Raw genomic sequence first — 22,821 nt, 5'->3', positions numbered from 1 at the left:
AACCAGATGGAGGTGGACAGTGATCATGCAAGAAAAAGATGTTGTTCTTGAAGGGAAAAGGGTAACTCTTCTACCTATGGAAAACAGCCACAAGGCGAAATTAATTCGTGTCTTATTCACTCCAGAAGTGTGGGAATTCACTTGGCGAACAATCCATACACCTGAAGAACTTGATCAAGTACTGACGTTTGCACTGGACAATAAAGAGAAGGGATCACAGCTTCCCTTCACTATTGTGGATCAAGCGACAGGAGACATCATCGGAACTACCCGAATAGGTGATCTTGACATGGGGAACCGAAATGCTGAGATAGGATGGACCTGGCTTGCACCTGACTATTGGCGGACGGGATTAAATACAGAGTGTAAATATCTTTTGCTGCAATATTGCTTTGAAGAACTGAATTTAATGCGGGTGCAGTTCTCCGTAAGCGGACAAAATGTCCGATCGCAACGAGCCATTGAACGAATCGGAGCCAAGAGAGAAGGCATATTCCGTAAGCACAGAATAAAGGCGGACGGTTCGGTTCATGATAATATTTTTTACAGCATCATAGACAGTGAATGGGCAGATGTAAAAGAGAAACTTTTGTGTTTATTATCCAAAACATATACATAATCACTAATGCGGCGAACGATATTTCGCCAATGTTAACTGGAGAAATCACTCTTTCTCCGCTGAAGCCACTCCAGGATAATCTCGACTGCTTCAATATACCTCTGACCTACGAGCAAACCGGTATGTGTCGTGTGCCATAGTCCGGCATATTCCGCACGAAGCTGCTCTGCGGTTAATCTGCCTCGCTGCTCCTCTTCCTCACTGGACACGGCTTTGATTACGAGACTAGGACATGTAATGGACTCACCGTTAATGGATACCACGTCCTCACCACCAAAGAACGCGGAGAATGTGCTGAAGGCCTGCGATGATTCCATGGCCAAATATTTGCGCTGAAAAGCAATATCCTCTGCCGATTCATCTATGCTGGTCAGCTCATGATGAACGGGTGCAGGAACGACGAGGCCAGGCGTTATGCGATCCACTTCAGCATAAGGCACGGAACGAAGAACCTCCTGGCTCAGACTGGAATCGATTACGACCAACCCTCGCAGGGGAGAGGTTTCTGCAAGCTTTTGACTAAGAATGCCACCCATGCTGAATCCGATGAGGATAGGCGGCTCCCCGCACTCGGTGAGGATTTCCTGAATATCCTCCAAGTAATCCTCGAAGGTCACCCGGGTCATGTCCTGCACCCTGCTCTTGTAGTGACTTCTCAGATTCATCACATAACAGGTCCAGCCCTGTTGAACGAAATGAGGGATGTATTTGCTCCACATCCAGCTGCCTGTATAGGCACCGTGAACGAATAGGAGAGGGGGTCTGTGATTACTTCTCTCTTGAATTTCATCTCCCTCAAAGATCTCCAGATACAAATCCTGTTCCCCAATGTATTGTACGGTATGGTCAGGCAGCGATTTGGTGTAGTCTTTCATGCATAATTCCTCCTTCAATTTAGTTTTATATCAAACTATTTATCCAAAAAAATTTAGAAGTTGCTATGAATTTTCATCAAAATTCGAAGCAGTTCCTCTTTCTCTGTTTCTGTGATATCCGCGTAAAAGACATTCAGCAGGTTCTGAGAGATCTGTTCAAAGACGGGCTTGAGATCCTGGCCTTTAGATGTCAGTGCTACATGAACAACGCGCGTATCTTCGTCACTTCTCTCCTTGATGACGTATCCCATGCGAACCAGCTTGTCGACAAGCGCTGTGACGGTAGATTTGTCCTTGCCAATTTTTTTGGCGATCTCCGCCATGGTCATTTGAGGCCGGTGGTACAGAGCATAGATAATATCACCATGCGAAGTCGCAATATCCTGAACCCCATGCTTGGACATCTCGGATACGATAAAACGGTTGGAACTCTCTTTAATTTTGGATATGAGTGATATGGCATCTCTTGTTTTCATAATCCAAATATAGTTTTATATCAAACCATTGTCAAGAGGGGAGTTATGTTTTAAAATTGACAAAGATAATCATTCTCAATTATAATCCGATCAAAAGCGTTGTACATAGCTAAATTTTGAGATCTTACATTTTCGTGGAAGTGATGGGGGAAGAAATGGCACAAACAGTTCAGATGCAGACGCAGCACGTGGGTAAACCCAAGTCTTTGATTCACAGCAAAACCGGTTTCGCATTACTTCTTGCAGCACTTGTGGTATTCATGCTTGTATCGGTGGGGATAGCGGTATCCATAGGTCAGGTGCATATTCCGCTGGCCGAGTCCTATCGGATTCTGCTCTACAAAATAACGGGCTTTCAGCTTGGAGCTGCGCCGATCGAATCGGGTTCCTTTACCGATATCATCTGGCAAATTCGTTTTCCGCGCGTATTAATGGCCATGTTTATCGGGGCAGGTCTGGCGCTCTGTGGTGCCGTCATGCAGGCTGCTGTGCAGAATCCACTCGCTGATCCTTACATATTAGGTATATCCTCAGGAGCTTCACTCGGAGCAACGTTTGCGATTTTGATCGGATTCGGTTCCATTAGCTGGTTGGGACAAACGGGTGTAGCCTTTTGGGCCTTCGCCGGTGCCATGGGCGCATCCTTGCTGGTCCTTACACTTGCAGGGATCCGTGGCAAAATGACATCCGTCAAGCTGGTACTTGCCGGGATGGTCATTAACGCACTATGCAGTGCGTTCTCGAACTTTATCATTTACTTTGCAAACAATGCTGAAGGCATTCGAACCGTCACATTCTGGACGATGGGCAGCCTCGCGGCTTCGGGCTGGAACAAGCTCCCGCTGATCAGTATTGTCGTTCTGGTAGCGATTCTGTTCTTCCTGCTGCAGTCCCGTGTGCTTAATACGATGCTGCTCGGGGATGAAGCGGCTGTGACGCTGGGCATTAATCTTAGTGTATATCGCAGACTGTATATGTTGTTGACAGCACTGGTGACGGGGGTTATGGTATCGAGCTGCGGAATGATCGGTTTTGTGGGACTCATTATTCCACATATCGTAAGAGGTATGGTTGGCTCAGACCATCGCAAAGTCATGCCCGTGTCGGTATTATTCGGGGCCATTTTCCTCATTTGGACGGATGTTATCGCAAGATCTCTAATATCCAGCGTTGAACTGCCGATTGGGATTATTACGGCCATGATTGGTGCACCGATGTTTATGTATATGCTGGTCAAAAAAGGCTACGGTTTTGGAGGAAAATAAACCATGAAACTGAACGTAGAAAATGTATCCATATCAGTGCTGAATACGGACATCATCCGAAACATTTCGTTACAGGTAAACGACAAGCAATTTGTTGGAATCATTGGACCGAACGGTTGCGGCAAGTCAACGCTGCTCAAGAGCATCTACAAAGTGATCAAGCCACAGCAGGGAAGCGTATTACTCGGCGATAAGGACATTCTGAAATCCAGTCCGAAGATCGTATCCCGGCATATGGGTGTTGTGGGACAGTTCAACGAACTGAGCTTTGATTTTACGGTGCGCGAGATGGTCATGATGGGCCGGACACCACACAAAAAGCTGCTGGAAACCGATAATCAGCAGGATGCCCGGATTGTGGAGCAGGCGCTTGAAAAGGTACATCTGTCCGGACATGCGGATCGCAATTATGTGTCTTTGTCCGGTGGAGAGAAGCAGCGTGTCATCCTGGCCCGTGTACTGGCACAGCAGCCTGAATTTCTCATTTTGGACGAGCCGACCAATCATCTGGACATCAAATACCAGCTCCAAATTCTCAATATTGTCCGTGGGTTGGACATTGGCATACTGGCAGCACTCCATGATCTCGAACTGGCAGCAGAATATTGTGATTACCTGTATGTGGTCAAGCGGGGACAGATCGTGGTTCACGGTAAACCTGCAGATATTTTGACACGTGAGATGATTGGGGAAGTGTTTGAGGTAGATTGCGAAATTTACGAAAACCCGGTTACGGGTGGATTGGGTATAGCCTATCTAAGTACACGTTAATACAAAAAAAATAAAACTAGAGTAGATCCACAGATGAGTCGAGAATAACAGACCGTATTCCGCAAGAGCAATGTTGTGTTGCTGGCAGGAACGGTCTTTTTTGTGGAGCAGCGAGAATGGATGAATTATACAGTTAATTGGTGATTCGCTGACGGTGGGGAAAATAGTCCCAAAAACAAAAGGACCATTATACTACGTTCCAAATGTGGAAAACGACCGATGTTATTAAGGAGGTTCCTTTCTGCTAACAAACGAGGAGTGATACAGCGTACGATGCATACGAAGATAATACAGGAACTTCTTTCCCAAGAAGATTCCGAAGAGGCGATACCAGATGATAGAGCCGTCGAGCCTTTGATTCAAGCCATCATGGACCCCAGAACATCAGGAAGCAGGGGAACATTCTTATACGCTCTTGAACGTTTGGATTACATATTACATATAGAGCACATCATTCCGTTTATTGGTGATACCAGTCTGGAAGTGTGTGCACAATCATTTATGCTGTTGGAGCAGCTAAAGGATAAGCTATCCGACGAGCAAATACTTACATGTGAGCAAGTCATTGAGCAACAAATCAGACATAATGAAAGAAAGCTTCTGGTCGTAGCCTTGGATATGGTGCGGAGCTGGAAATAAGGGTGACGGTGAACTGAACGATTGTCTATCGAGTGCTTTCATTCACCCCTTCCTTTCGTTTACAATAGGGTATTGATTGCAGCAAACGAAGGAGCGGGTAACGATGGCAAAACAGAAATACTATGTCGTCTGGGAAGGCAAGAAACCAGGTGTGTATAACACGTGGGCGGAATGCAAAGCACAGACGGATCATTTTACCGGAGCAAAATATAAATCATACGAATCCAGATCAGCAGCCGAAGAAGCATATCGTGCCGGGTGGAAAGGGAACTGGGGGACGGGCTCGAGTGGAGCAGGTGGTTCTTCCAAAAGCAAATCGGTCAGCAGCGGCAGAAGCGCTGGGATGGAGACATCGGAGGAAGTGGACTATGACAGTATTTCGGTTGACGTGGGCACACGCGGAAATCCGGGACCTGTAGAATATAAAGGTGTGGATACGCGCACGGGAGAGATTATTTTCTCCGTAGGACCGATTTCCAAGGGAACGAACAACCTGGGTGAGTTTTTGGCTATCGTGCATGCCTTGGCGCATCTCAAAAAAGAAGGAAGCAACAAGACCGTGTATACCGACTCGGTGAATGCCATGAAGTGGCTGAAGCAAAAGAAAGTATCCACCACGCTGCCTCGGGATAACTCAACGGAGGAGATCTGGCTCATGATAGACCGTGCGGAGCAATGGCTGCGTACGAATACGTACAGCAATAAAGTGTTGAAATGGCAGACGAAACAGTGGGGCGAAATCAAGGCGGATTACGGGCGAAAATAAGCAAAGATCCTGTACGTATGTTCCATTATATGTAGTCTATTAGAAACGATATTTACAATTTCCAGTTTCCATTCTATAATCATCTGAATATGATAAGTTACACATATGGAGGAGCCTGTCATCTGCAGGCCCTCTTTATCTTTTTGGTCCATCCCTTTTTCGTCAAATTAGAGGGTAGAGTACACATTGCAGGAGGCAGACATGAGTTCCATTTATAGAAGTGAAGAAGGCAAGAACAGTATTCTGGAGGATTATGAAGCCTATCTGGAAAATCTGGGCGAGGGCGTTGAGCGGGAATATGTGGAGACACGTTTTGGACAAACCCATGTATTGCTGACGGGGCCGGAGAACGGGAAACCGCTGTTCATTCTCCAAGGCGGAAACTGTGTGAATCCGATGACGTTATCCTGGTTTTCTTCCTTATTCAAGGATTACCGAATTATTGCTCCCGATACGATCGGTCACCCCGGTTACAGTGAAGAGACACGAATCTCGGCGAGGTTTGACAGTTTGGCCTTGTGGGTTTCCGACCTGCTGGACCACTACAAGATTGAAAAAAGTGCGTTTATCGGGCCTTCTTTTGGTGGTGGAATTATTCTTAGACTGGCTACCTATATTCCGGAGCGTATTGCATGTTCCGTTTTGGTATCGCCTGCGGGACTGGCTGTGGGTTCGAAATTTAAAACAGCTCAGGACATTGTTCTTCCACTTGTGAAATACCGGATGACTTCTTCGCCATCTTCCTTGCAAAAAATTACAGGCACCATGTCATGCAACTGCATGAAGGAAATGGATAAAAATATTATGGGCAAAATTTTCAAATACGTCAGCATGGAGCAGGATAACCCTAAGCTTACGGAACGGGAAGAGCTGGTGAACTATACGTCGCCAACGCTGCTGCTGGTCGGAGAGAAGGATGTCTTTTTCCCTGGGGACAAAGTTATTGAACGAGCTCAGAAAATTATCCCGAATGTCCAAGCCGTCAAGTACGACACGGGGCATTTTCCTTCACAGGATGTGCTCATTCAGATGAACGAGGAGATTCGCCAGTTTTTACAACAAAACTATTAATATAGCACAGGCACGGGCGGATCAAAGGTTTCAAGCCCATTAAACGAATCCGCCCTATCTGTCGATAACATGATGAGATAAGTAGTTTAAGATTTAACTAAGATTTTGAAATTCTATCAGGTATAGACTAGTATGGAGTAGGGTATCGTAATTTATTTTATTATTTCCACATAAGTGTGTTTCAAATTGCTATGATTGGTTTATATAGATGGTTGGCGATGAAACGTCTGCTGATTGGGACAGAGTAATGCAACATGCGGCAAGTCTTCCGATCGACAAGGTTGAAAAGAGGGTCTGTTATGAGAAAAGACAATTACAAAATGGCACTGCAGCGCAATGTCATTCTAAATGATACATATCAGGTAAGACAGGTACTCGCCAGCAGCGAGCTGGCTATTGTATATGCTGGAAGAGACAAAAATACAGGGGCGAAGATTGCCATTAAGGAATTTTTCCCGCAGAGGCTGGCTTCGCGGCATTCGGACAAGCGGGGAGTGTACTGTTCTTCGCGTGGATTCGGCGGGCAGTATCAGGAGCTGCTTGCTTCTTTCATGGTAGAAGGAGAATTGTTGTCGGGTCTGAGACATCCTCATATTATTCCATACATAGATCATTTCGAAGAAAATGGCACAGGGTATCTGATTACGGAATACTGCAGCGGGGTTACGTTGAACGAGTTTTTGCATGAAAACGATCATGCACTGGACCCTACATTTATTCAAGGTACCCTGCTTCCCCTGGTCGATACATTGGACTACATTCATAAGCAAGGCATTCTTCATAGGGATGTGAAACCATCCAACATTATGATTATGGAGGACGGGACGCCGATGCTGCTGGATTTCGGTTCGGCTGCCCGTTGGCCGATGCAATCTGGAGATAAACAGGCCATTTTCACATCCTCCGGATATTCGCCGCTTGAATTTTATTCGGAGAAATCCATCCAGGGGCCGATGTCAGATATCTATAGTCTGTCAGCTTTACTGCATTACTGGACATGCGGGCAGCCTCCATTGGACGTGAAGCAGCGGTTGTTTCAGGATGAACTACCATCTGTCCGCAGCCACAACACCTATGTGAATCCTTGGCTGGCACGTGTCATTCACTGGGGCCTGACGGTCCGCTCCGAGAAACGCTGTGCCTCGCTCGCCTGGGTCAGAAGATCTTTGCGGGTGCAGGCTCTGATGTGGAAATTGCGCAAACCAGGCACGTTGGAATGGACACTCGCAGAGGATGAACATACTCAAGTCTATGATCTGGAAACGGGCAAAAAGCATGAGACGGCTTAATTTAAGCTTTATTGCAGCTCAGTCTTTAACGTAGAGAATAAAATGTAAGAACCAAGTTAAGCTAGGCTTCCACTGAAGGGTGGTCTGGCTTATTTGTTTTACATATTAAAAATGACAATTGGAAGAATTGGAGTATATGAAGTCAAATAAGCTCACATATCTCGTTCTGCTTGGAATATTGATGTGAGATTTTGTACGTTTTTATTCAGAAATTTTGGAGTGAATCCCACAAAAAATAGCATAAAAAGTAAATTTGCATTCAAAATACTCTTCATTTTCGCAAGTGTTTTTAGGTCTAGAGATACTTGTTTGTTAAAAGAAGTTGCAAATATAAAGGTGTCAGCCTGGTTTTGTAAAGCAAAGTCTCTAAATTAGATAATTCGGTCTATTTATATGTAAATTTTTCAGAAGAATATCAGATCGATTCAATCTATTAACATACTCAATTACCCCAATTTACATTCCATACGCTGCGGAATACGATAATCCTAATCTATTGCAAACCGCAGGAGGTATAAAATGAAACGAAAATCAGCCCGATGGTTATCCGGTGTCTTAGCAGCAGGAGTCATGTTATCTTCCATGCTCTCCATGCCAGCTTACGCAGCGCCGGCCTATGGCCCTCTACAGCATAGTGAGAGCACTAAGTCCATTTTACAATCACTGACGCCAGAAGAAAGACAAGCTTTGAACCAGCTTCAAGTGATGGACGGTGAAGTGATCGATCCCAAGGTGAATACCAAAAGTAGCGATTTGGTAAACGTGATTGTGCAGTTCAAAAGTGAACCCGCTGCGGTTGCCTTGAAACGGGCTGCAGTAAACAATGAGAAGATGTCTGAGCTTACGGCTACGAGCAAAGTGAAACAAAATCACCAGCAATTCAAGCAGCACATTAAATCTTTGCAGCAGAAGAGAGGGCTATCCTATGATGCTGCCTCGATCCGGATTACCCAGGAGTACGAGACAGCGCTAAATGGCGTTGCGTTAACAGTCCCTGGTGTAGCCGTAGAAGATTTGATGAAATCAGGGGTAGTGAAAAAAGTATGGGCTGACCAGGAAGTGACACTTGATCTGCCAGAGACAGACACATCAAGTGAATTTGCATCTGCACCCGGAATGCAGCCTCGAATGGCTGATAGTGTGCCATATCTCGGCATCGACAAACTTCATGAAGAGGGTATCACTGGTAAGGGAATCAAAGTGGGTGTACTGGATACCGGAATTGATTATAATCATCCGGATTTAACAGGGGCATATAAAGGGTATCGCGCTCATGCTGATGAAGATCCAAAACAAGTGGATCCGGCTACGGTTAAGGGCTGGGACTTTGTCGATAACGATGCGGACCCGATGGAGACGACATATGAAGATTGGGAAAATTCGGGTTACAAGGAACAGGGTGTTTTAGCAGAAGAATATTATACTTCCCATGGTACACACGTATCGGGAACCATTGCAGGTCAGGCCAAAAATGACGTGGGGTATGCTGTAAAAGGTGTTGCTCCAGACGTAGACTTATATGTGTACCGTGTACTTGGCCCTGGTGGAAGTGGTGAAATGAGTGGCATTATTGCCGGGATTGACAAGGCCATTGAAGATGAACTGGATGTGATTAATCTCTCTCTCGGTGCTGCAACGAATGATCCATTGGATCCGGCCTCCATTGCACTGAATAATGCGATGCTGCAAGGTGTGGTGAGTATGGTTGCGGCTGGTAATGATGGACCCAGTGAAGGTACGTTAGGTACACCGGGAGCGAGCGCGCTGGCCATTACGATTGGTGCTTCCGATGTTCCGTTAACACTTCCTACGGCTACCGTGACTATGGATGTGTACAGTGATCCAGGTGCGGGAGAGTCGGGCGAAAATTCAGCTGAACCAGAAGCGCCTACTGGAAAAGAAGAAGTGCCAGTGGGAGAAGAAATGCCTGCAACAGAAGAAGCGCCACCAGCAGCAGACGAACCATCTGCAGCAGAAGTACAAGCATCCGCAACAGAAGAAGAGACACCAGTAGAAACTCCACCAGCAGCAGAAGGAACACCTGTAGTAGAAGAAGAAGTTCCAGCAGTAGGAGAAGAAGCGCCTGCTTCAACTTATACTGAGGAGTTACCTCTGTTTGGTAAAGATTTTACTGACGATCTGACTACGCTTGAAGGCAAAACCTACGAACTTGTTTATGCAGGGCTTGGTAATGCTTTTGATTTTGAAGGTATTGATGTACAAGGCAAAGTGGCCCTAATTGCGCGGGGTGATATTGCACTCGATGCCAAGATCGTCAATGCAAGAAAGGCAGGGGCGGCAGCGGCAATCATTTATAATAATGTTGAAGGAACAATCCCCAATTATTTGGGTGAAATGAACGGGTATATTCCTACGTTTCAAATGATGAGAGAGCTTGGAGAAAAGCTAAAAGAGTTGAACGGCGTGACGGTCACCTTTGGCGCAGCGGGCCAAACCGTTACGGAAGGAAATAAACTGGCGGATTTCAGTTCCCGAGGTCCAGCGTCCGTGAATGATGACATTAAACCCGATATCGTAGCCCCGGGCGTAGCTGTTTTTTCAACCTATCCTGTATTTGTGAATGATCATACGGGTGAGAATTATAATATTGCCTATGCACGAATTTCGGGTACTTCCATGGCAACGCCGCATATGGCGGGTATTGCTGCACTTATGCTTCAGGCACATGAAGAGTACACACCTTTTGATGTGAAGACTGCTCTAATGAATACAGCTGTCGATCTGAACGGGAATTATTCCGTGTATGAAGTAGGTGCAGGCCGAGTAGATCCTTACCGGGCAGTCCACACATCCGTATTTGCCAAAGTTCAGGATAAAACGATTCACTTCTCGAATGACGAATCCATCCTTATTGATGAAATTACAGGTTCGATCGTATTTGATAGTGCATACTTGGAAGAAGACGGCCAGGGAAGCGTATCTGACAGCCGGACAGTTAAAATAGAGAATAAAGGGGACCTTGCCAAAACGTATAACACTTCCATCAAGCTGTTAAACGATATGAATTTAAATGTAGATCTTCCAGAATCGATTACTGTAAGTGGCGGAAGTACGGAAGAGATGACTGTTTCAGTGGATATACCACAGGACACGCCGAGCGGCCGTTATGAAGGATATGTATATCTGGATACGGAAAATGCTGCGGATCATATTCAGATCCCATTCTCCATTCGTATTAGCGAAAAGGGGATTACTTCGGTGGAGATGATTCCGCCATCCGTTACAAACGATACCCCATTCCATCAGTTCCTGAACCGGATGACACTGAGTGCCATTCTTTTGGGCAGTCCCATTGATTCTGTGGATGTATTGCTGAAGGATCGCGAAACCGGCGAAGAAATCGGGTTTGTAGGTACCTTGAATTCGCAGTCCCTGCTTCCGGGAGTGGAATATCTGATCCTGAATGTGTTTAGAGGTTATGTATTTCCGATTGAAAACGGGGAGATTTCCAACGTTGCACGATTTGTGCCTGAGGGCAGCTACACACTTGAATTCATCGGGAAGGATTCGGACTCCAAGCAGTATTCATACGAAAGATTGGTAGTTGTCGATAATACAGCCCCAGAGATTGATTTGGGTATAGAGCCTGGCGTATACGAGCTCAATGATAGTATGTTGACGGAAAGGGAGGGTGGACAGGGCGTCTGGTATGATGGCACAGCTATCGATTCAACAGTCCAAACCTTTGTTGATAATGGGATCACGGATTATGATCAATCTTCCAACCGTGTCATCTTTTACGAGAATGGCAGTCCCTTCTATTCCGGTGACTTGCCTGTTTCCAAAGAAGGAAACATATCATTTGGTATTACCAAAGAAGAATATGACAATGGTTACGAACTTCGACTCTTTGGAATGGATGTGGGTACAGCGGCCAATCCCGTCAAGGACCACCGCTATGGCTTTATTTCCGAAGGCAAACCTTATGTGACTAGTAAATATGACAAAGAACAAGTGCGTAAAGGAGATACGATTACCCAGACTATTCAATTGAACAATGTGGAGAAGTTAAACGGTATTTCGTTTACCCTGGAGTCGATGTATGACTATAAACAATTTAACCGGATTGAGCCAACGCCTGAGCTGCAGGCATTACTGGATGCCACAGGTGCTGAAGTGAAATTCAGTGATCCTGTAGTGAGCCCAAGAGAAATTAGCTTTGAGGCTTCCATCTCAGGGGGATCCTTTGAAGGAATCACAGGGAATCTTGATTTGTTCCATGTTGTCTTTGATGTTCCGAAGGATGAATTCTATTTTAAGAAAAGCGACGTACCATTTCTTGAAGTGAAATACACGACGGTTGGCATGAAAGAGAACGAAGAGAAATTGACATTAGCCGCGTTTAACACAGACAGCTATGAAGTGATTTCCAAATCTTCAAGAACATATGGTTATCTACGTCCCGAAGCTTTTATGGTCGATGGAGAGTATCTGGATTTTGCAAATGACTATTCGGCAATGGGCATTGAAGTTTATGCGGAGACGGCTTCCGGTGAGAAATATGAGGGGACTTTGCAAAAATATGGTGAGTTCCTGATCGATGGGATTCCGGCAACAGGAGAAGTGACGACCATCTACACACGAGTTCCGGGCCATTTACCTTCCAGGCTGGCAGTGGTTCTGAGCAAGACGATTGATGGCGAATACTACGGTATCAATCAACTGAATTCGTCTGATTATACGTATGCAGGAGATATTAATGGGGATGGAGCCATCGATATCTATGACATGGAGCTTGTAACAAAATATTATCGTACTTCCGATGAAACTGCTGATATTGACCAGGATGGTTATGTAGGAGACACCGAAGTGAGTTATATTACGAATAACTTTGGAATGACGGCTAACTATTCTACCAAGCAGCCTGTCTTGCAAATTGGGGACAAAGACTTAGGGTACTTCCTCAATAAAATTCAGGAAATGAACAATGGTGGTTCTGGTAATAATGGGGGCGGTTCGGGAAATAGCGGTGGCGGCGGATCTTCTACGACGCCTGCACCTGTCCCAACACCTGCACCATCTACAGAATCAGAATCAAGCCCAAATCAGGTCATTACGGAAAAAGATTTGCAATCTGCGGCAAACGCTACCGCGAATGTGGAGATGACGGTCGGTAAGAAGATTGAGCTGCCTATCAATGCCGGGGATTTGTTGGGTGCGAATTCACTCACAATATCTCAGCAAGGTGTGCTATCGCTCACCATTCCTTCTGGCGTATTGAAAGAATTGCAAACCAAAGGTGGCCCTGGTGCAGCTGATGGCAAAATCATCTTGGATATAAACAAAAAAGATGTGAAATTACCAGCGGCGAAACAAGGTCTGACGTGGACAACCGCAGGTGCTGCTTACGAAATTGAACTGTATCTCCAGGTTTCCAGTGAGAAATTATCTTTGTCCTCACTTCCTGAAGATGTTACGCTGACACTCCATTACGACAGAAAGCTAAACAGCGATCTGATTGGAATGTACACTGAACATTCAACTGCGAATCAATGGGATTACGCAGGTGGGATCGTAGACGAAGAGAAGGGTAGCGTTACTTCCCAATTGTCCGATTTGGGCACGTATGCACCGTTCGTCTACGATAAATCCTTCGAAGACATGGCACCAACGCATTGGGCAAGCGAAGCAATCAAGTCTCTTGCAGCGAAACATGTGCTGACAGGTAAAACAGAGACTGCGTTTGATCCGCAAGGTCAAACAACTCGTGCCGAATTCGCCGCCTTAATCGTAAGAACCCTTGGCTTAGAGGCAAAAGGTAATGAATTGCCATTTGGTGATGTAAGCAAGGATGCCTGGTATGTGGATAGCGTTGCTGCTGCATATCAAGCAGGTTTGGTTCAGGGAGTATCTAGTGATACATTTGCTCCGACTCAAACCATTTCACGTCAAGAAATGGCCGTGCTTATGATGAGAGCATACGAATACCAAACCCAAACAAATGATACCCAGTCAGCTGATGCCGGTTATACGGATGAAGCAAACATTGCATCTTGGGCAAAAGAAGCTGTGGCTAAAGCGGCTGAGCTTGGTGTAATGAAAGGTTCTACTGGTGGGAAATTCAAACCTCAAGATAGTGCTACACGTGCCGAAACGGCCCAAACGGTTCACAATTTACTTTCGTTGCTGAAATAAGAAGTACAAATATAAGAGGTTCCTCCAGCATTAGGGGGGCCTCTTATTTTGTCATGACTGCACCTTGCGGTTCTCCCGAAATTCTCCTCCCACGTACACCAGACTCCAATATATAACTGGTAGAGTCCACATTCGATCCCTATAATTAGGAATAAACGATGGACAAAACGAGGTGTAGTGATGATTGAAGGGAAGATTATTAAATTTTACCGGGAGAAACATAGACGAACTCAAGGCGAACTGGTGAAAGGGATCTGTTCAGTCACACATCTGAGCAAAATTGAACGAGGAATGACAGAGTACTCACAGGAAATTATGGACATGCTCTGTGAGCGACTCCATATTGATATGGTAAGGGAAGTAACCAGATATCATCAAATGAAGGAACTGCTGGATTCATGGCAAGAGGCCATTATTATGCAGAGAACGGCCGAAGCTATTCGTCTAAAAGACAAGCTGGAAGAAGAACCGCTAGCAGGTATACCAGACTTGCGTCTATCCTGTGATTTGCTGCGGATCCGATTTTATTTATTTTTAAATAATATAGATGAGGCAGAAAGACTTATAGACAAAGTCGAGATTCCGGATGAATTGGAGCATTCGTACGAGCATTATTTTTATCACCACCTGATGGGGATTTACTATTTCCTAACAGGGCATTATACCAAATCCATCCAGACGTTAACCTCTATTGACCAATCGAAATATACGAATCATGAATACTTTTATCATTTGTCCCTGGCCTATCACTCGATCTATTCGAATATTACGTCTTACTATTACGCCGAGAAGGCTATCCAGCATTTTCGGAAAACGCTCAATATGGTCCGGATCATTGATACCGAAACCATTATGCTGGTTCAGCTCAATTCCCGAGAGTATCATGATTTTCCTGAGACTAAAAGAAGATATGAGAATCTCATTCGGATATGTGATGATTGCGGTCTTCCTGACCGAAAAGCCAAGCTGCTGAACAATCTGGGTTACGAATATAACCGGCGAAAGCAGTATGAGGAGGCTGCCTACTGGTACAATCAGGCGCTGGATATCATTCCGGAGAAACAACCGCTCTACCTGATGGTGCTTAATAATTACGTAGAAGCGAATAGACTGGGTAATCTCATTCCTGCAAACAAGCTATTAAATATATCTCTGGAAGCCCTGCATCGATCTGATCTTACGGGAGACGCAAGTTATATGGAATTGGAACTCCAATGTGTTATTTTGCAAGGCCAGGAGGAAGCGTATTTTGAAATGATAGAAGATAGAGTTCTTCCTTACTATCGTGAGCTTGGTTCCCAATATCTCGCCGAACGTTATGAGGAGATATTGTTTAAATATTATATGAATCATGGTGAAAAGGATAAGGCACTGGAGCTCGCAAAAAATCGTTTCGAAACGCAATCGACTTCGCTTATATAAGGGTAATGCAAGAATGAGAGAAGCTTCGATAGACAGGGGATTTGAAACGAATACTGTAACTCCGATACAATGGGGTCAGGGAGTCTAAGAGAATGGATTAAATATGGCTGAGAAATGGAGAACTACAATATGACTGATTTTATTAACGCAGAAGACATTAATGACGTCATTCTGGCAGCGGCTGCCTCGGAGCTTGAGCAGATGGTGGGCAGAATTTGTGAATTGATTGGTACGCCTTTGGAACAGACAACCGAGCTGGAGCGACAGGTGATCGCTGCATTCGGCTTTGGGGCCGTATACAGCATTACTCATCGGGATCAACTAGCAGAGTCCCAGGCTCACGCACTGAGTATTCGGATGTTGATCAAGCCATTTAACTACAGTGAGCAGCAAGCAGTGGACTTTGCCGACGATCTAATTCGGGTGGCCTCGGACCGGGAGGCGCATCCCGTAATGAACACGATTATTCATCGTGGGATTGACGGCCACCGTCAATTTAACCAGGAAGATGATGAAGGACTGGCACGCAATATTCAGGAGATTTTGACTGCGGTACAACCGGAGAGGTAGAAGAGAGTTACTAGATTCGGGAGATGATCGTGATGGATTTGATGAAACTAAGCAAGGAGCTCTCTTATGCTCTGCGGCATGCCCCCTGGGAATATGAGCTGGAGCTGGATGAAGAGGGCTGGGTAGAGATCTCGCAATTACTCGTAGCACTACATGAAAGTCCGCAGTGGAGAGAAGTAACGGAAGCGGACCTGGAGCAGATGATTCAGGCCTCGGAGAAAAAGAGACATGAAATCCGTTCCGGCCGCATCCGGGCGCTATATGGTCATTCCACTCCGCAGAAGATATCCAAAATCCCTGCGGAGCCGCCGGTAACCCTTTTTCATGGTACACCGGCTCGCGCGGTGGCTTCGATTATGGAGCAGGGATTGCAGCCACGGCAGCGGCAGTATGTGCACTTGTCCGCAGATATGAATACGGCCGAACAGGTAGGACGCAGACGTGATGATCAGCCCGTAATCCTGAAAATTCATGCCTCGCAGGCAGCCATGGACGGTATCCTCTTCTACCATGGAAACGAAAATATCTGGCTCGCTGATCACATACCTGCACGCTATATCGACCGCTGACAAGAATATTGCCCGCGAGTCCAATAGAGTATCATTTTGTTATATAAGCACTTGTACAGAAAAAAGGGGCACATCAACATTTGTTGGTGTGTCCCTTTTGGTTATCCAGCTAATAGAATTTCGTTCTAATAGCGGATATGGATTTGAAGACGTTTTATTTGCCCAGAATCGCCTTAACGCCTTCGCTCAATGGTTGAGCCGGACGGCCAAGCAGCTTTTCCAAGGTGTCGCTCTCTACAGCCAGTGCGCCTTCACGGATGGCACCTTGCATATCAACCAGCATAGAGACCACAAAGTCAGGCAGACCTGCACCTTTCATGATGTCGGCATAAGCCGCATCGTCCACGTTTTGCACATTGATCTCCTGTCCGAGCACTTCGCCAACGATAGCTGCAAGTTCAGCTTGCGTGCGGAGTTTACCAGACAACTCATATACCGAATTCTCATGTCCCTCACCTGTAAGGACTGCTGCAGCGGCATGTGCATAATCGCTGCGCGTAGCCCAGCCTACTTGACTGTCGTTGGTTGCATGAACCCATGGGGCACCTTGAGTAGCAGCTTGTACGCTGCCTGCTTCATTTTCCAGATACCAGTTGTTACGCAGGAAGGAATAAGGAATGCCGGATTCGCGGATCGCCTGTTCTGTGGCACGGTGTACTTCAGCCAGGGAAAGGGTGTTATTCTGGGCATTTACCACGCTGGTATACGCGATAAATCCAACACCTGCACTCTTGGCAGCATGAACCGCAGCTTGATGTTGGCGGATACGTGTCTCATTGTCGCCATCTGTGGAGATGAGCAGCAGTCGATCTACACCAGCGAAAGCTTTGACAAGTGTATCCGGTTGATCGAAATCACCATGACGAACGTCAACGCCTTGAGCGCGCAGTGCTTCCGCTTTCTCCGGGTTTCGTACACTTACAGCAAGATCGCCGGCTGATACCGTTTTTAACAAAGCTTCTACGACCAGTGAACCCAAATGACCTGTTGCGCCAGTAACCAAAATTTTCATGAAAAGTTCCTCCAATGGTTTAAGTATTTTGAAAAAAGTTTTGGATGTAATCAAGTCCGTTATAACAGATGTGATTACAACCGAAGGGTTAAAAAAAGCTCGAAATGAGCTTCTTTTATTCAGACACATGAACCTGATCCATCATCTGCTGTATGGTTACGCGGTTCAAGCGCTGTTCCATCGCTGTCTGAGCCTCAATGAGCTCGGCTCGCAAGGTACGTTCGATCATGCTGCCCACGGGACAATCCGGATTCGGATGTTTGTGAAAGTTGAATAGCTCCCCTTCCTGGACCACTTCGAGTGCCCGGTATACATCCAGAAGGGTGATGTCTGCAGGGTCCTTTAATAACGAAGCACCGCCGACACCAGGTCTGACCTCAATCAAACGGGCCTGTTTCAGCTTGGACATGATCCGCCGGATAATCACGGGATTTGTATTTACGCTGTAAGCGATAAAATCCCCAGTGCACTCATGCGGTGCAACAGCGATCAAGGACAGGGTGTGAACCGCAATGGAAAAGCGGCTGCTGATTTGTTTCATGGATGATCACCACCGTTGTAACTATAATAGTTACAAATTGTGAGGTTGTCAAATATTATGTTTTAGATCACCATCCATAACGAAAAGAAGCCATGCCCCGGATCAAGTGGACCAAGATGGCCAGCGCTGATTATTGGGACAAAGCTTCTTCGGTGATTTTGCGGATATCGAACGGGGAGCGAATGCCTTCTTCAATCATGTCAGGCAGAATGTTGTCTAAGAAGTAACGTACACAGTGAAGGTCGATATTTTTGATTTTGATCAGTGCATAGCGGTACATGACGATGAATTCTTTCTCCGTATTGCCACGCTGCAGTTCCGCAAAGGCTTCATATACCTGGTCCATTTTATCCGCTACTTCTAGAATTAGGCCTTCTACGGAATTGTCTTTGCCTTCTCGCAGCTGCCTGCGGAAAATGTCCTTAAATTCCTCAGGGATATTTTCATGAATAAAATGCTCTACCATCGCTTCTTCCACATGGAGCAGCATGGAACGCAGTTCCAACGAGTAATGTTTGACGGGTGTCTTGATATCACCGATGAAGATTTCACCATAGTCATGGCTGCTGGTAATTTCGTATAACTTTTTCCAATCGATGCTTACTCCGTGCAGTTCTTCAATATCGGCCAGTGTCTTGGCATACTGTACTACTTTCCAGGAATGGGCAGAAACACAGTGTTCTTCGAACTTGAACTTGCCAGGCGTTCGAATGATGCGTTCAAGATCGTTCAGTGACCTAAAGTACGTATGAATTCCCATCTAGGCTATCATCCTTTGTTGGTTGAGTATGATCCGACTATACTTTAATTATGTTAACCACGGATTAACGATGTATGCGAGAAAGGTAAAAATAAACCTTGAAAGTGAAAGACATAAGCATGGGGATAAAGACACAAAAGGGATATCCACGGACAAAACCAAAAAACCAGCATGTCGACTGAACTTTTATTCAGCTGATTCATGGTGGTTTTTTTAGATTTTTAATGGTTCTCGATGAAGGAAAATGTGTACGAGATCCGATCAGGCTTTCTTTCGAACCGGGGAAATAAACCAATACGCCATACCGACAAACAACGCACCACCAATGATATTGCCCAGCGTGACGGGAATCATATTGTGCAGCCAACCTGCCAGTGTGATCGTATCGGGGTGGTTGGGCAGCAGCCAGGACAGTGATAAGAGCGTCATGTTGGCGACACTGTGCTCATACCCGCTGGCAATAAACGCATACAGACACCACCAGATTAGTACCAGTTTGGCAATATCCTCTTTGGAACGGGCCGCCATCCAGATGGCCAGACAGACGAGCCAGTTACAGAGAATACCGCGGAAGAACAATTCGGTAACGGGTGCAGCCATCTTTTTGGCTGATACGGCAAACAGTAAGTGCTCGGGTGCAGCTGTTTTAAACAAGCCACTGCCTACAATAAGCAGACTGAGCAGAATGGCCCCGATCAGATTTCCGAGGAAAACAAGTCCCCAGTTTTTCAAGGTTTCCCGAACTGTGGTCCGGCCCGCCAGCGTACTCATGGTAAAAAACATGTTGTTGCCTGTGAACAATTCCGAGCCTGCAAAAATGACGAGCGTGAGGGCGAGCCCGAAGGACATGCCCATCAGCATCATTTGCAAGGGTGACTTAGCTGCAAGCAGCGGTGCACCGATACTAAAGATCAGAATAATTCCAAGCCCAACGTAAGCTCCTGCCATTAAGGCAGCTACCATGTAACGCGGCAAGCTGGCATTCATCTGATCCCGTTTTTTAACGGCAGCTTCAATAATTCCTTCAACACCTGGTGTATACATCCTGGTCTCCTCCATTATTGTGCATCTATCTCGTTCCTACTCATGGAGCTAGCTATACAGCAATCCAGACCTGTCCGTTCTCGAGTTTCACCGGAAACATCTGAACCTGTCCCTGATCTGGTGCCTGCACTTCACCCGTACTTAAGTCAATTTTCCAATCGTAAAGCGGATCATAGAGATAATGTCCAGATACGATGCCTTCGGCGAGCGGCCCACCCTTGGGGTGGGGGTTATGGTTATCGGCAGCGAATACGGTACCGTCAGAGGCGCGGAAGACAGCCAGCTGTAGGCCTTCAATTTCTACCACTCTCCCGATCCGGGGGAGAAACTCTTCAATCTCTCCCGCCGGAAAGTAGGTGCCTGATTGTTTGGTTGTCATATGGACTGCTCCTTTTCTATGGCAGGTTCACCTGCAAATTAAATATCATATTAATCCAGTATAGAAAGCTACTATTTTAAGGGTTAGAGCTTAAGGACGAGCCGACACTTCAATCCCCTGGAACAGTTTGGTCTGGCCTTCTTCGTTACGCAGTGCTTTTTTCCATGGATCTTCCACATGGTTCAGAGCAAATTCGATGCGTCCCATCAGTGCTTTGCGTTCCTCCAGATTATCCACTACAACTGAACGAATCTGCTCAAGCCCCATCCGTTCTACCCATTCCGAGGTGCGCTCCAGATAGTTGCCTGTTTCCCGATAGTATTGAATAATTGCACCGCAGAGTTCAATGAGTTCTGCATCTGTTTTAACTTTGCATAAGGAGTCTGCCAGTCTGGCCTTTATACCGCCATTACCGCCAATAAACAACTCCCAGCCTCCATCGTTACCTACGATACCGATATCTTTCGTACATGATTCCGCACAGTTCCGAGGGCAACCATTAACCGCCATCTTGAATTTGGCAGGCAGATCAAGACGCTCGAATTTGCGTTCAAGCAGGGCACCCATCGCCATGGAATCCTGGGTACCGAAGCGACAGAACTGGGAACCGACGCATGTTTTGACCGTACGCAGCGATTTGGCGTAAGCATAACCGGAAGGCATATCCAGCTCCGCCCATACCTGCGGCAGATCCTCTTTTTTGACCCCGATCAGATCAAGACGTTGTCCCCCGGTAACCTTGACGGCTTTTACATCGTATTTGACCGAAATGTCCGCAATGCGTTTCAGTTCTTCCGGCGTGGTTACGCCGCCGTACATGCGCGGTACTACCGTATACGTACCGTCTTTCTGAATATTGGCGTTCATACGTTCATTGACAAACCGGGATTCCTTCTCGTCTTCATGCGTATCCGGTGCAATCATGCCGAGGTAGTAGTTAATTGCCGGCCGGCATTTGGAACAGCCTTCAGGCTGGCTCCAGCCCAGGACATTCATCACTTCTTTGGTCGTCTGCAATCCTTTTTGCTTGATCTCGGCTACAATTTCATCCCGGCTGAGGGAGGTGCATCCACAGATGCCCTGTTTGGCGCCGCTTGTGAAGCCATCTCCCAGTACATATTGTAAAATTTGTTCTACTACCGGTTTGCATCCGCCGCATGAACGGGTTGCGCCTGTGCAGGCTTTGATCTCATCAACGCTGCTCAGACCTTGATTCGTAATGGCATCGACAATCGTTCCTTTGGTTACACCATTACATCCACATACGATTTCGTCCTCAGCCATCGTTTCAATAGAAGCAGCTTTTTTGTGACCACCACAGCCCGTCCCCATCAGTGAGGCATACAGCTCATCCGTCATCTCGGTTTTCTGTTTGATTAACTTCTGCAATTCAGCAGAATCCGTCACATCTCCAAAGAGCACGGCACCGACCATGATGTTGTCTCGCAGCAGAATTTTTTTGTAGGTCCGTTTCCAGTCATCTTTATGGCTGATCACCGTATGGTCGGGACTATCGAGAAATTCGCCTGTGGAGAAGACGTCCACACCTGAGATTTTTAATTTGGTTGATACGACAGAGCCTTCATACGGAGCAGTTTCCACGCCGCAGATATGCTTGGCGAGAATCATGCCTTGTTCGAATAATGGGGCAACGAGGCCGTAGCATACTCCCCGGTGTTCGGTACATTCCCCGACAGAATATACACCTTCGAGTGAGGTCTGCATGTAGTCATCCACGACGATCCCCCGGTTAACTTCCATGCCGCTTTCGCGGGCTACAATCGTATTCGGTTTAATGCCTACAGCCATAACGACAAAGTCTGCATCCAGTACGGTATCATCGGCAAATCGGAGGCCTTCCACACGTTCCCCGCCGATCAATTCAGCTGTCTGTGCGCCCATCTTGAAACGAATGCCCTGACGCTCCAGTTCCGCTTTTAGCATGGCTGAAGCTTGAGGATCGAGCTGGCGTTCCATCAAATCTTGCATGAGATGAACTACGGTGACGTCCATGCCGAGCTGTACCAGGCCTTTGGCTGCTTCCAGTCCGAGAAGACCTCCCCCGATAACAGCCGCTTTTTTATATTGCTTTGCTGCTTCCAGCATCATGTTGCAATCGGCAATGTCCCGAAATCCAACAACGCCTTCTTTATCATGACCCGGAACGGGCAGGATAAAGGAGCTGGAACCTGTAGCGATAATGACTTTGTCGTAGGGCACCCGTGTGCCTTCATTTGTCACGACTTCCCGGGTATCTGCGTCAATACGGGACACGGTTGTACCGGTATGAAGTGTAATGCCATTGTCTTTATACCAGTGCAGATCATTCAGCACGATATCATCAATGGTTTTGCTGCCCTCCAGAACATAGGACAACATGATACGGTTATAGTTGGGATAGGGCTCCGTGCCGAAGACCGTAATGTCATAGCGTGAAGTTAATTTCAAAATTTGTTCAACTGTACTAATGCCGGCCATACCGTTACCGATCACGACAAGTTTTTCTCTGTTTCCGTTCATGTGTGTAAGCCTCCTTGGTTTAACACTGGACAATATCAACATTTTTAGTGGTTTATATTTGAATCATACCGTGAATT

At 46.3% G+C, this 22,821-nt stretch carries 19 protein-coding genes; 11 read left to right on the top strand and 8 right to left on the bottom strand.

From position 1 onward, the window contains the following. Nucleotides 1–25 precede the first annotated feature (25 nt). Nucleotides 26–619 (top strand): GNAT family N-acetyltransferase, encoded by a 594-nt coding sequence (locus AC3RCI_RS21425; protein WP_492526280.1) that lies wholly within the window; start codon nt 26–28, stop codon nt 617–619. Nucleotides 620–651: 32 nt separating this feature from the next. Here the strand turns inward: AC3RCI_RS21425 and AC3RCI_RS21420 are convergent, their stop codons facing one another. Together AC3RCI_RS21420 and AC3RCI_RS21415 are read right to left on the bottom strand one after the other, a co-directional pair. Further along, nucleotides 652–1,494, bottom strand: coding sequence for an alpha/beta hydrolase (locus AC3RCI_RS21420; RefSeq protein ID WP_492526278.1), 843 nt, complete (start codon nt 1,492–1,494; stop codon nt 652–654). Between the two features lie 53 nt (nt 1,495–1,547). Continuing rightward, entirely contained in the window at nt 1,548–1,970 is a 423-nt protein-coding gene (locus AC3RCI_RS21415) for a MarR family winged helix-turn-helix transcriptional regulator (RefSeq protein ID WP_492526276.1), read from the bottom strand. A 155-nt stretch (nt 1,971–2,125) separates the two neighbouring features. On the opposite strand from AC3RCI_RS21415, the gene AC3RCI_RS21410 reads away from it, so the two are divergent. The 10 genes from AC3RCI_RS21410 (at nt 2,126) to AC3RCI_RS21365 (ending at nt 16,488) form a co-directional block, all read left to right on the top strand. After that, the gene (locus AC3RCI_RS21410; RefSeq protein ID WP_154896944.1) at nt 2,126–3,235 is read left to right on the top strand and encodes a FecCD family ABC transporter permease; all 1,110 of its coding nucleotides are present in this window, start codon (nt 2,126–2,128) and stop codon (nt 3,233–3,235) included. A gap of 3 nt (nt 3,236–3,238) precedes the next feature. Further along, on the top strand, nt 3,239–4,006 hold the full coding sequence (locus AC3RCI_RS21405) for an ABC transporter ATP-binding protein (RefSeq protein WP_095359561.1): 768 nt from the start codon (nt 3,239–3,241) through the stop codon (nt 4,004–4,006). A gap of 273 nt (nt 4,007–4,279) precedes the next feature. Further along, nucleotides 4,280–4,645 carry a hypothetical protein gene (locus tag AC3RCI_RS21400; protein ID WP_154896943.1) on the top strand — a complete coding sequence of 122 codons (366 nt, stop codon included), beginning with the start codon at nt 4,280–4,282 and terminating at the stop codon, nt 4,643–4,645. A gap of 103 nt (nt 4,646–4,748) precedes the next feature. Next, a complete protein-coding gene (rnhA, locus tag AC3RCI_RS21395; RefSeq protein ID WP_492471418.1) occupies nt 4,749–5,411 on the top strand; it encodes a ribonuclease H in 663 nt (220 codons plus the stop codon). A gap of 201 nt (nt 5,412–5,612) precedes the next feature. Continuing rightward, the gene (locus tag AC3RCI_RS21390) at nt 5,613–6,482 is read left to right on the top strand and encodes an alpha/beta fold hydrolase (RefSeq protein ID WP_127537680.1); all 870 of its coding nucleotides are present in this window, start codon (nt 5,613–5,615) and stop codon (nt 6,480–6,482) included. A gap of 299 nt (nt 6,483–6,781) precedes the next feature. After that, nucleotides 6,782–7,771: a serine/threonine protein kinase gene (locus tag AC3RCI_RS21385; RefSeq protein ID WP_336780506.1), complete on the top strand. Its 990-nt coding sequence runs from the start codon at nt 6,782–6,784 to the stop codon at nt 7,769–7,771. 519 nt (nt 7,772–8,290) lie between these two features. After that, nucleotides 8,291–13,927 (top strand): S8 family serine peptidase, encoded by a 5,637-nt coding sequence (locus AC3RCI_RS21380; RefSeq protein ID WP_492526274.1) that lies wholly within the window; start codon nt 8,291–8,293, stop codon nt 13,925–13,927. A 180-nt stretch (nt 13,928–14,107) separates the two neighbouring features. Further along, nucleotides 14,108–15,349: a helix-turn-helix domain-containing protein gene (locus AC3RCI_RS21375; RefSeq protein WP_492526272.1), complete on the top strand. Its 1,242-nt coding sequence runs from the start codon at nt 14,108–14,110 to the stop codon at nt 15,347–15,349. A 129-nt stretch (nt 15,350–15,478) separates the two neighbouring features. Next, complete coding sequence (gene imm48, locus AC3RCI_RS21370; protein ID WP_336780507.1) at nt 15,479–15,919, top strand: Imm48 family immunity protein; 441 nt, start codon at nt 15,479–15,481, stop codon at nt 15,917–15,919. 32 nt (nt 15,920–15,951) lie between these two features. Beyond that, nucleotides 15,952–16,488 carry an RNA 2'-phosphotransferase gene (locus AC3RCI_RS21365; RefSeq protein WP_492526270.1) on the top strand — a complete coding sequence of 179 codons (537 nt, stop codon included), beginning with the start codon at nt 15,952–15,954 and terminating at the stop codon, nt 16,486–16,488. A 154-nt stretch (nt 16,489–16,642) separates the two neighbouring features. On the opposite strand, the gene AC3RCI_RS21360 is transcribed toward AC3RCI_RS21365, so the two are convergent. The 6 genes from AC3RCI_RS21360 to nirB all read right to left on the bottom strand — a co-directional run bounded on the left by AC3RCI_RS21360 (nt 16,643) and on the right by nirB (nt 22,744). Then, nucleotides 16,643–17,500 carry an SDR family oxidoreductase gene (locus AC3RCI_RS21360; RefSeq protein WP_492526268.1) on the bottom strand — a complete coding sequence of 286 codons (858 nt, stop codon included), beginning with the start codon at nt 17,498–17,500 and terminating at the stop codon, nt 16,643–16,645. A gap of 115 nt (nt 17,501–17,615) precedes the next feature. After that, nucleotides 17,616–18,041 (bottom strand): Rrf2 family transcriptional regulator, encoded by a 426-nt coding sequence (locus AC3RCI_RS21355; RefSeq protein WP_492526266.1) that lies wholly within the window; start codon nt 18,039–18,041, stop codon nt 17,616–17,618. A 130-nt stretch (nt 18,042–18,171) separates the two neighbouring features. Beyond that, nucleotides 18,172–18,801 (bottom strand): YfbR-like 5'-deoxynucleotidase, encoded by a 630-nt coding sequence (locus tag AC3RCI_RS21350; protein WP_492526264.1) that lies wholly within the window; start codon nt 18,799–18,801, stop codon nt 18,172–18,174. A gap of 261 nt (nt 18,802–19,062) precedes the next feature. Then, nucleotides 19,063–19,845: a formate/nitrite transporter family protein gene (locus tag AC3RCI_RS21345; RefSeq protein ID WP_154895075.1), complete on the bottom strand. Its 783-nt coding sequence runs from the start codon at nt 19,843–19,845 to the stop codon at nt 19,063–19,065. A 52-nt stretch (nt 19,846–19,897) separates the two neighbouring features. Beyond that, nucleotides 19,898–20,224 carry a nitrite reductase small subunit NirD gene (gene nirD, locus AC3RCI_RS21340; protein WP_336780512.1) on the bottom strand — a complete coding sequence of 109 codons (327 nt, stop codon included), beginning with the start codon at nt 20,222–20,224 and terminating at the stop codon, nt 19,898–19,900. A gap of 90 nt (nt 20,225–20,314) precedes the next feature. Beyond that, nucleotides 20,315–22,744 (bottom strand): nitrite reductase large subunit NirB, encoded by a 2,430-nt coding sequence (gene nirB / locus AC3RCI_RS21335; protein ID WP_492526262.1) that lies wholly within the window; start codon nt 22,742–22,744, stop codon nt 20,315–20,317. Nucleotides 22,745–22,821 lie beyond the last annotated feature (77 nt).

This window comes from Paenibacillus sp. MT124 (genome assembly GCF_058792755.1).
This window is presented reverse-complemented; position numbering and strand designations above follow the sequence as displayed.

Excerpts from the sequence above, each read along its gene's own strand:
- AC3RCI_RS21345 (WP_154895075.1), bottom strand. The coding sequence starts at position 19,845 with ATGTATACACCAGGTGTTGAAGGAATTATTGAAGCTGCCGTTAAAAAA.
- AC3RCI_RS21425 (WP_492526280.1), top strand. The coding sequence starts at position 26 with ATGCAAGAAAAAGATGTTGTTCTTGAAGGGAAAAGGGTAACTCTTCTA.
- AC3RCI_RS21415 (WP_492526276.1), bottom strand. The coding sequence starts at position 1,970 with ATGAAAACAAGAGATGCCATATCACTCATATCCAAAATTAAAGAGAGT.
- AC3RCI_RS21400 (WP_154896943.1), top strand. The coding sequence starts at position 4,280 with ATGCATACGAAGATAATACAGGAACTTCTTTCCCAAGAAGATTCCGAA.
- nirD (WP_336780512.1), bottom strand. The coding sequence starts at position 20,224 with ATGACAACCAAACAATCAGGCACCTACTTTCCGGCGGGAGAGATTGAA.
- AC3RCI_RS21410 (WP_154896944.1), top strand. The coding sequence starts at position 2,126 with ATGGCACAAACAGTTCAGATGCAGACGCAGCACGTGGGTAAACCCAAG.
- AC3RCI_RS21355 (WP_492526266.1), bottom strand. The coding sequence starts at position 18,041 with ATGAAACAAATCAGCAGCCGCTTTTCCATTGCGGTTCACACCCTGTCC.
- AC3RCI_RS21380 (WP_492526274.1), top strand. The coding sequence starts at position 8,291 with ATGAAACGAAAATCAGCCCGATGGTTATCCGGTGTCTTAGCAGCAGGA.
- AC3RCI_RS21350 (WP_492526264.1), bottom strand. The coding sequence starts at position 18,801 with ATGGGAATTCATACGTACTTTAGGTCACTGAACGATCTTGAACGCATC.
- AC3RCI_RS21365 (WP_492526270.1), top strand. The coding sequence starts at position 15,952 with ATGGATTTGATGAAACTAAGCAAGGAGCTCTCTTATGCTCTGCGGCAT.
- rnhA (WP_492471418.1), top strand. The coding sequence starts at position 4,749 with ATGGCAAAACAGAAATACTATGTCGTCTGGGAAGGCAAGAAACCAGGT.
- AC3RCI_RS21390 (WP_127537680.1), top strand. The coding sequence starts at position 5,613 with ATGAGTTCCATTTATAGAAGTGAAGAAGGCAAGAACAGTATTCTGGAG.
- AC3RCI_RS21405 (WP_095359561.1), top strand. The coding sequence starts at position 3,239 with ATGAAACTGAACGTAGAAAATGTATCCATATCAGTGCTGAATACGGAC.
- imm48 (WP_336780507.1), top strand. The coding sequence starts at position 15,479 with ATGACTGATTTTATTAACGCAGAAGACATTAATGACGTCATTCTGGCA.
- AC3RCI_RS21420 (WP_492526278.1), bottom strand. The coding sequence starts at position 1,494 with ATGAAAGACTACACCAAATCGCTGCCTGACCATACCGTACAATACATT.
- AC3RCI_RS21375 (WP_492526272.1), top strand. The coding sequence starts at position 14,108 with ATGATTGAAGGGAAGATTATTAAATTTTACCGGGAGAAACATAGACGA.
- nirB (WP_492526262.1), bottom strand. The coding sequence starts at position 22,744 with ATGAACGGAAACAGAGAAAAACTTGTCGTGATCGGTAACGGTATGGCC.
- AC3RCI_RS21385 (WP_336780506.1), top strand. The coding sequence starts at position 6,782 with ATGAGAAAAGACAATTACAAAATGGCACTGCAGCGCAATGTCATTCTA.
- AC3RCI_RS21360 (WP_492526268.1), bottom strand. The coding sequence starts at position 17,500 with ATGAAAATTTTGGTTACTGGCGCAACAGGTCATTTGGGTTCACTGGTC.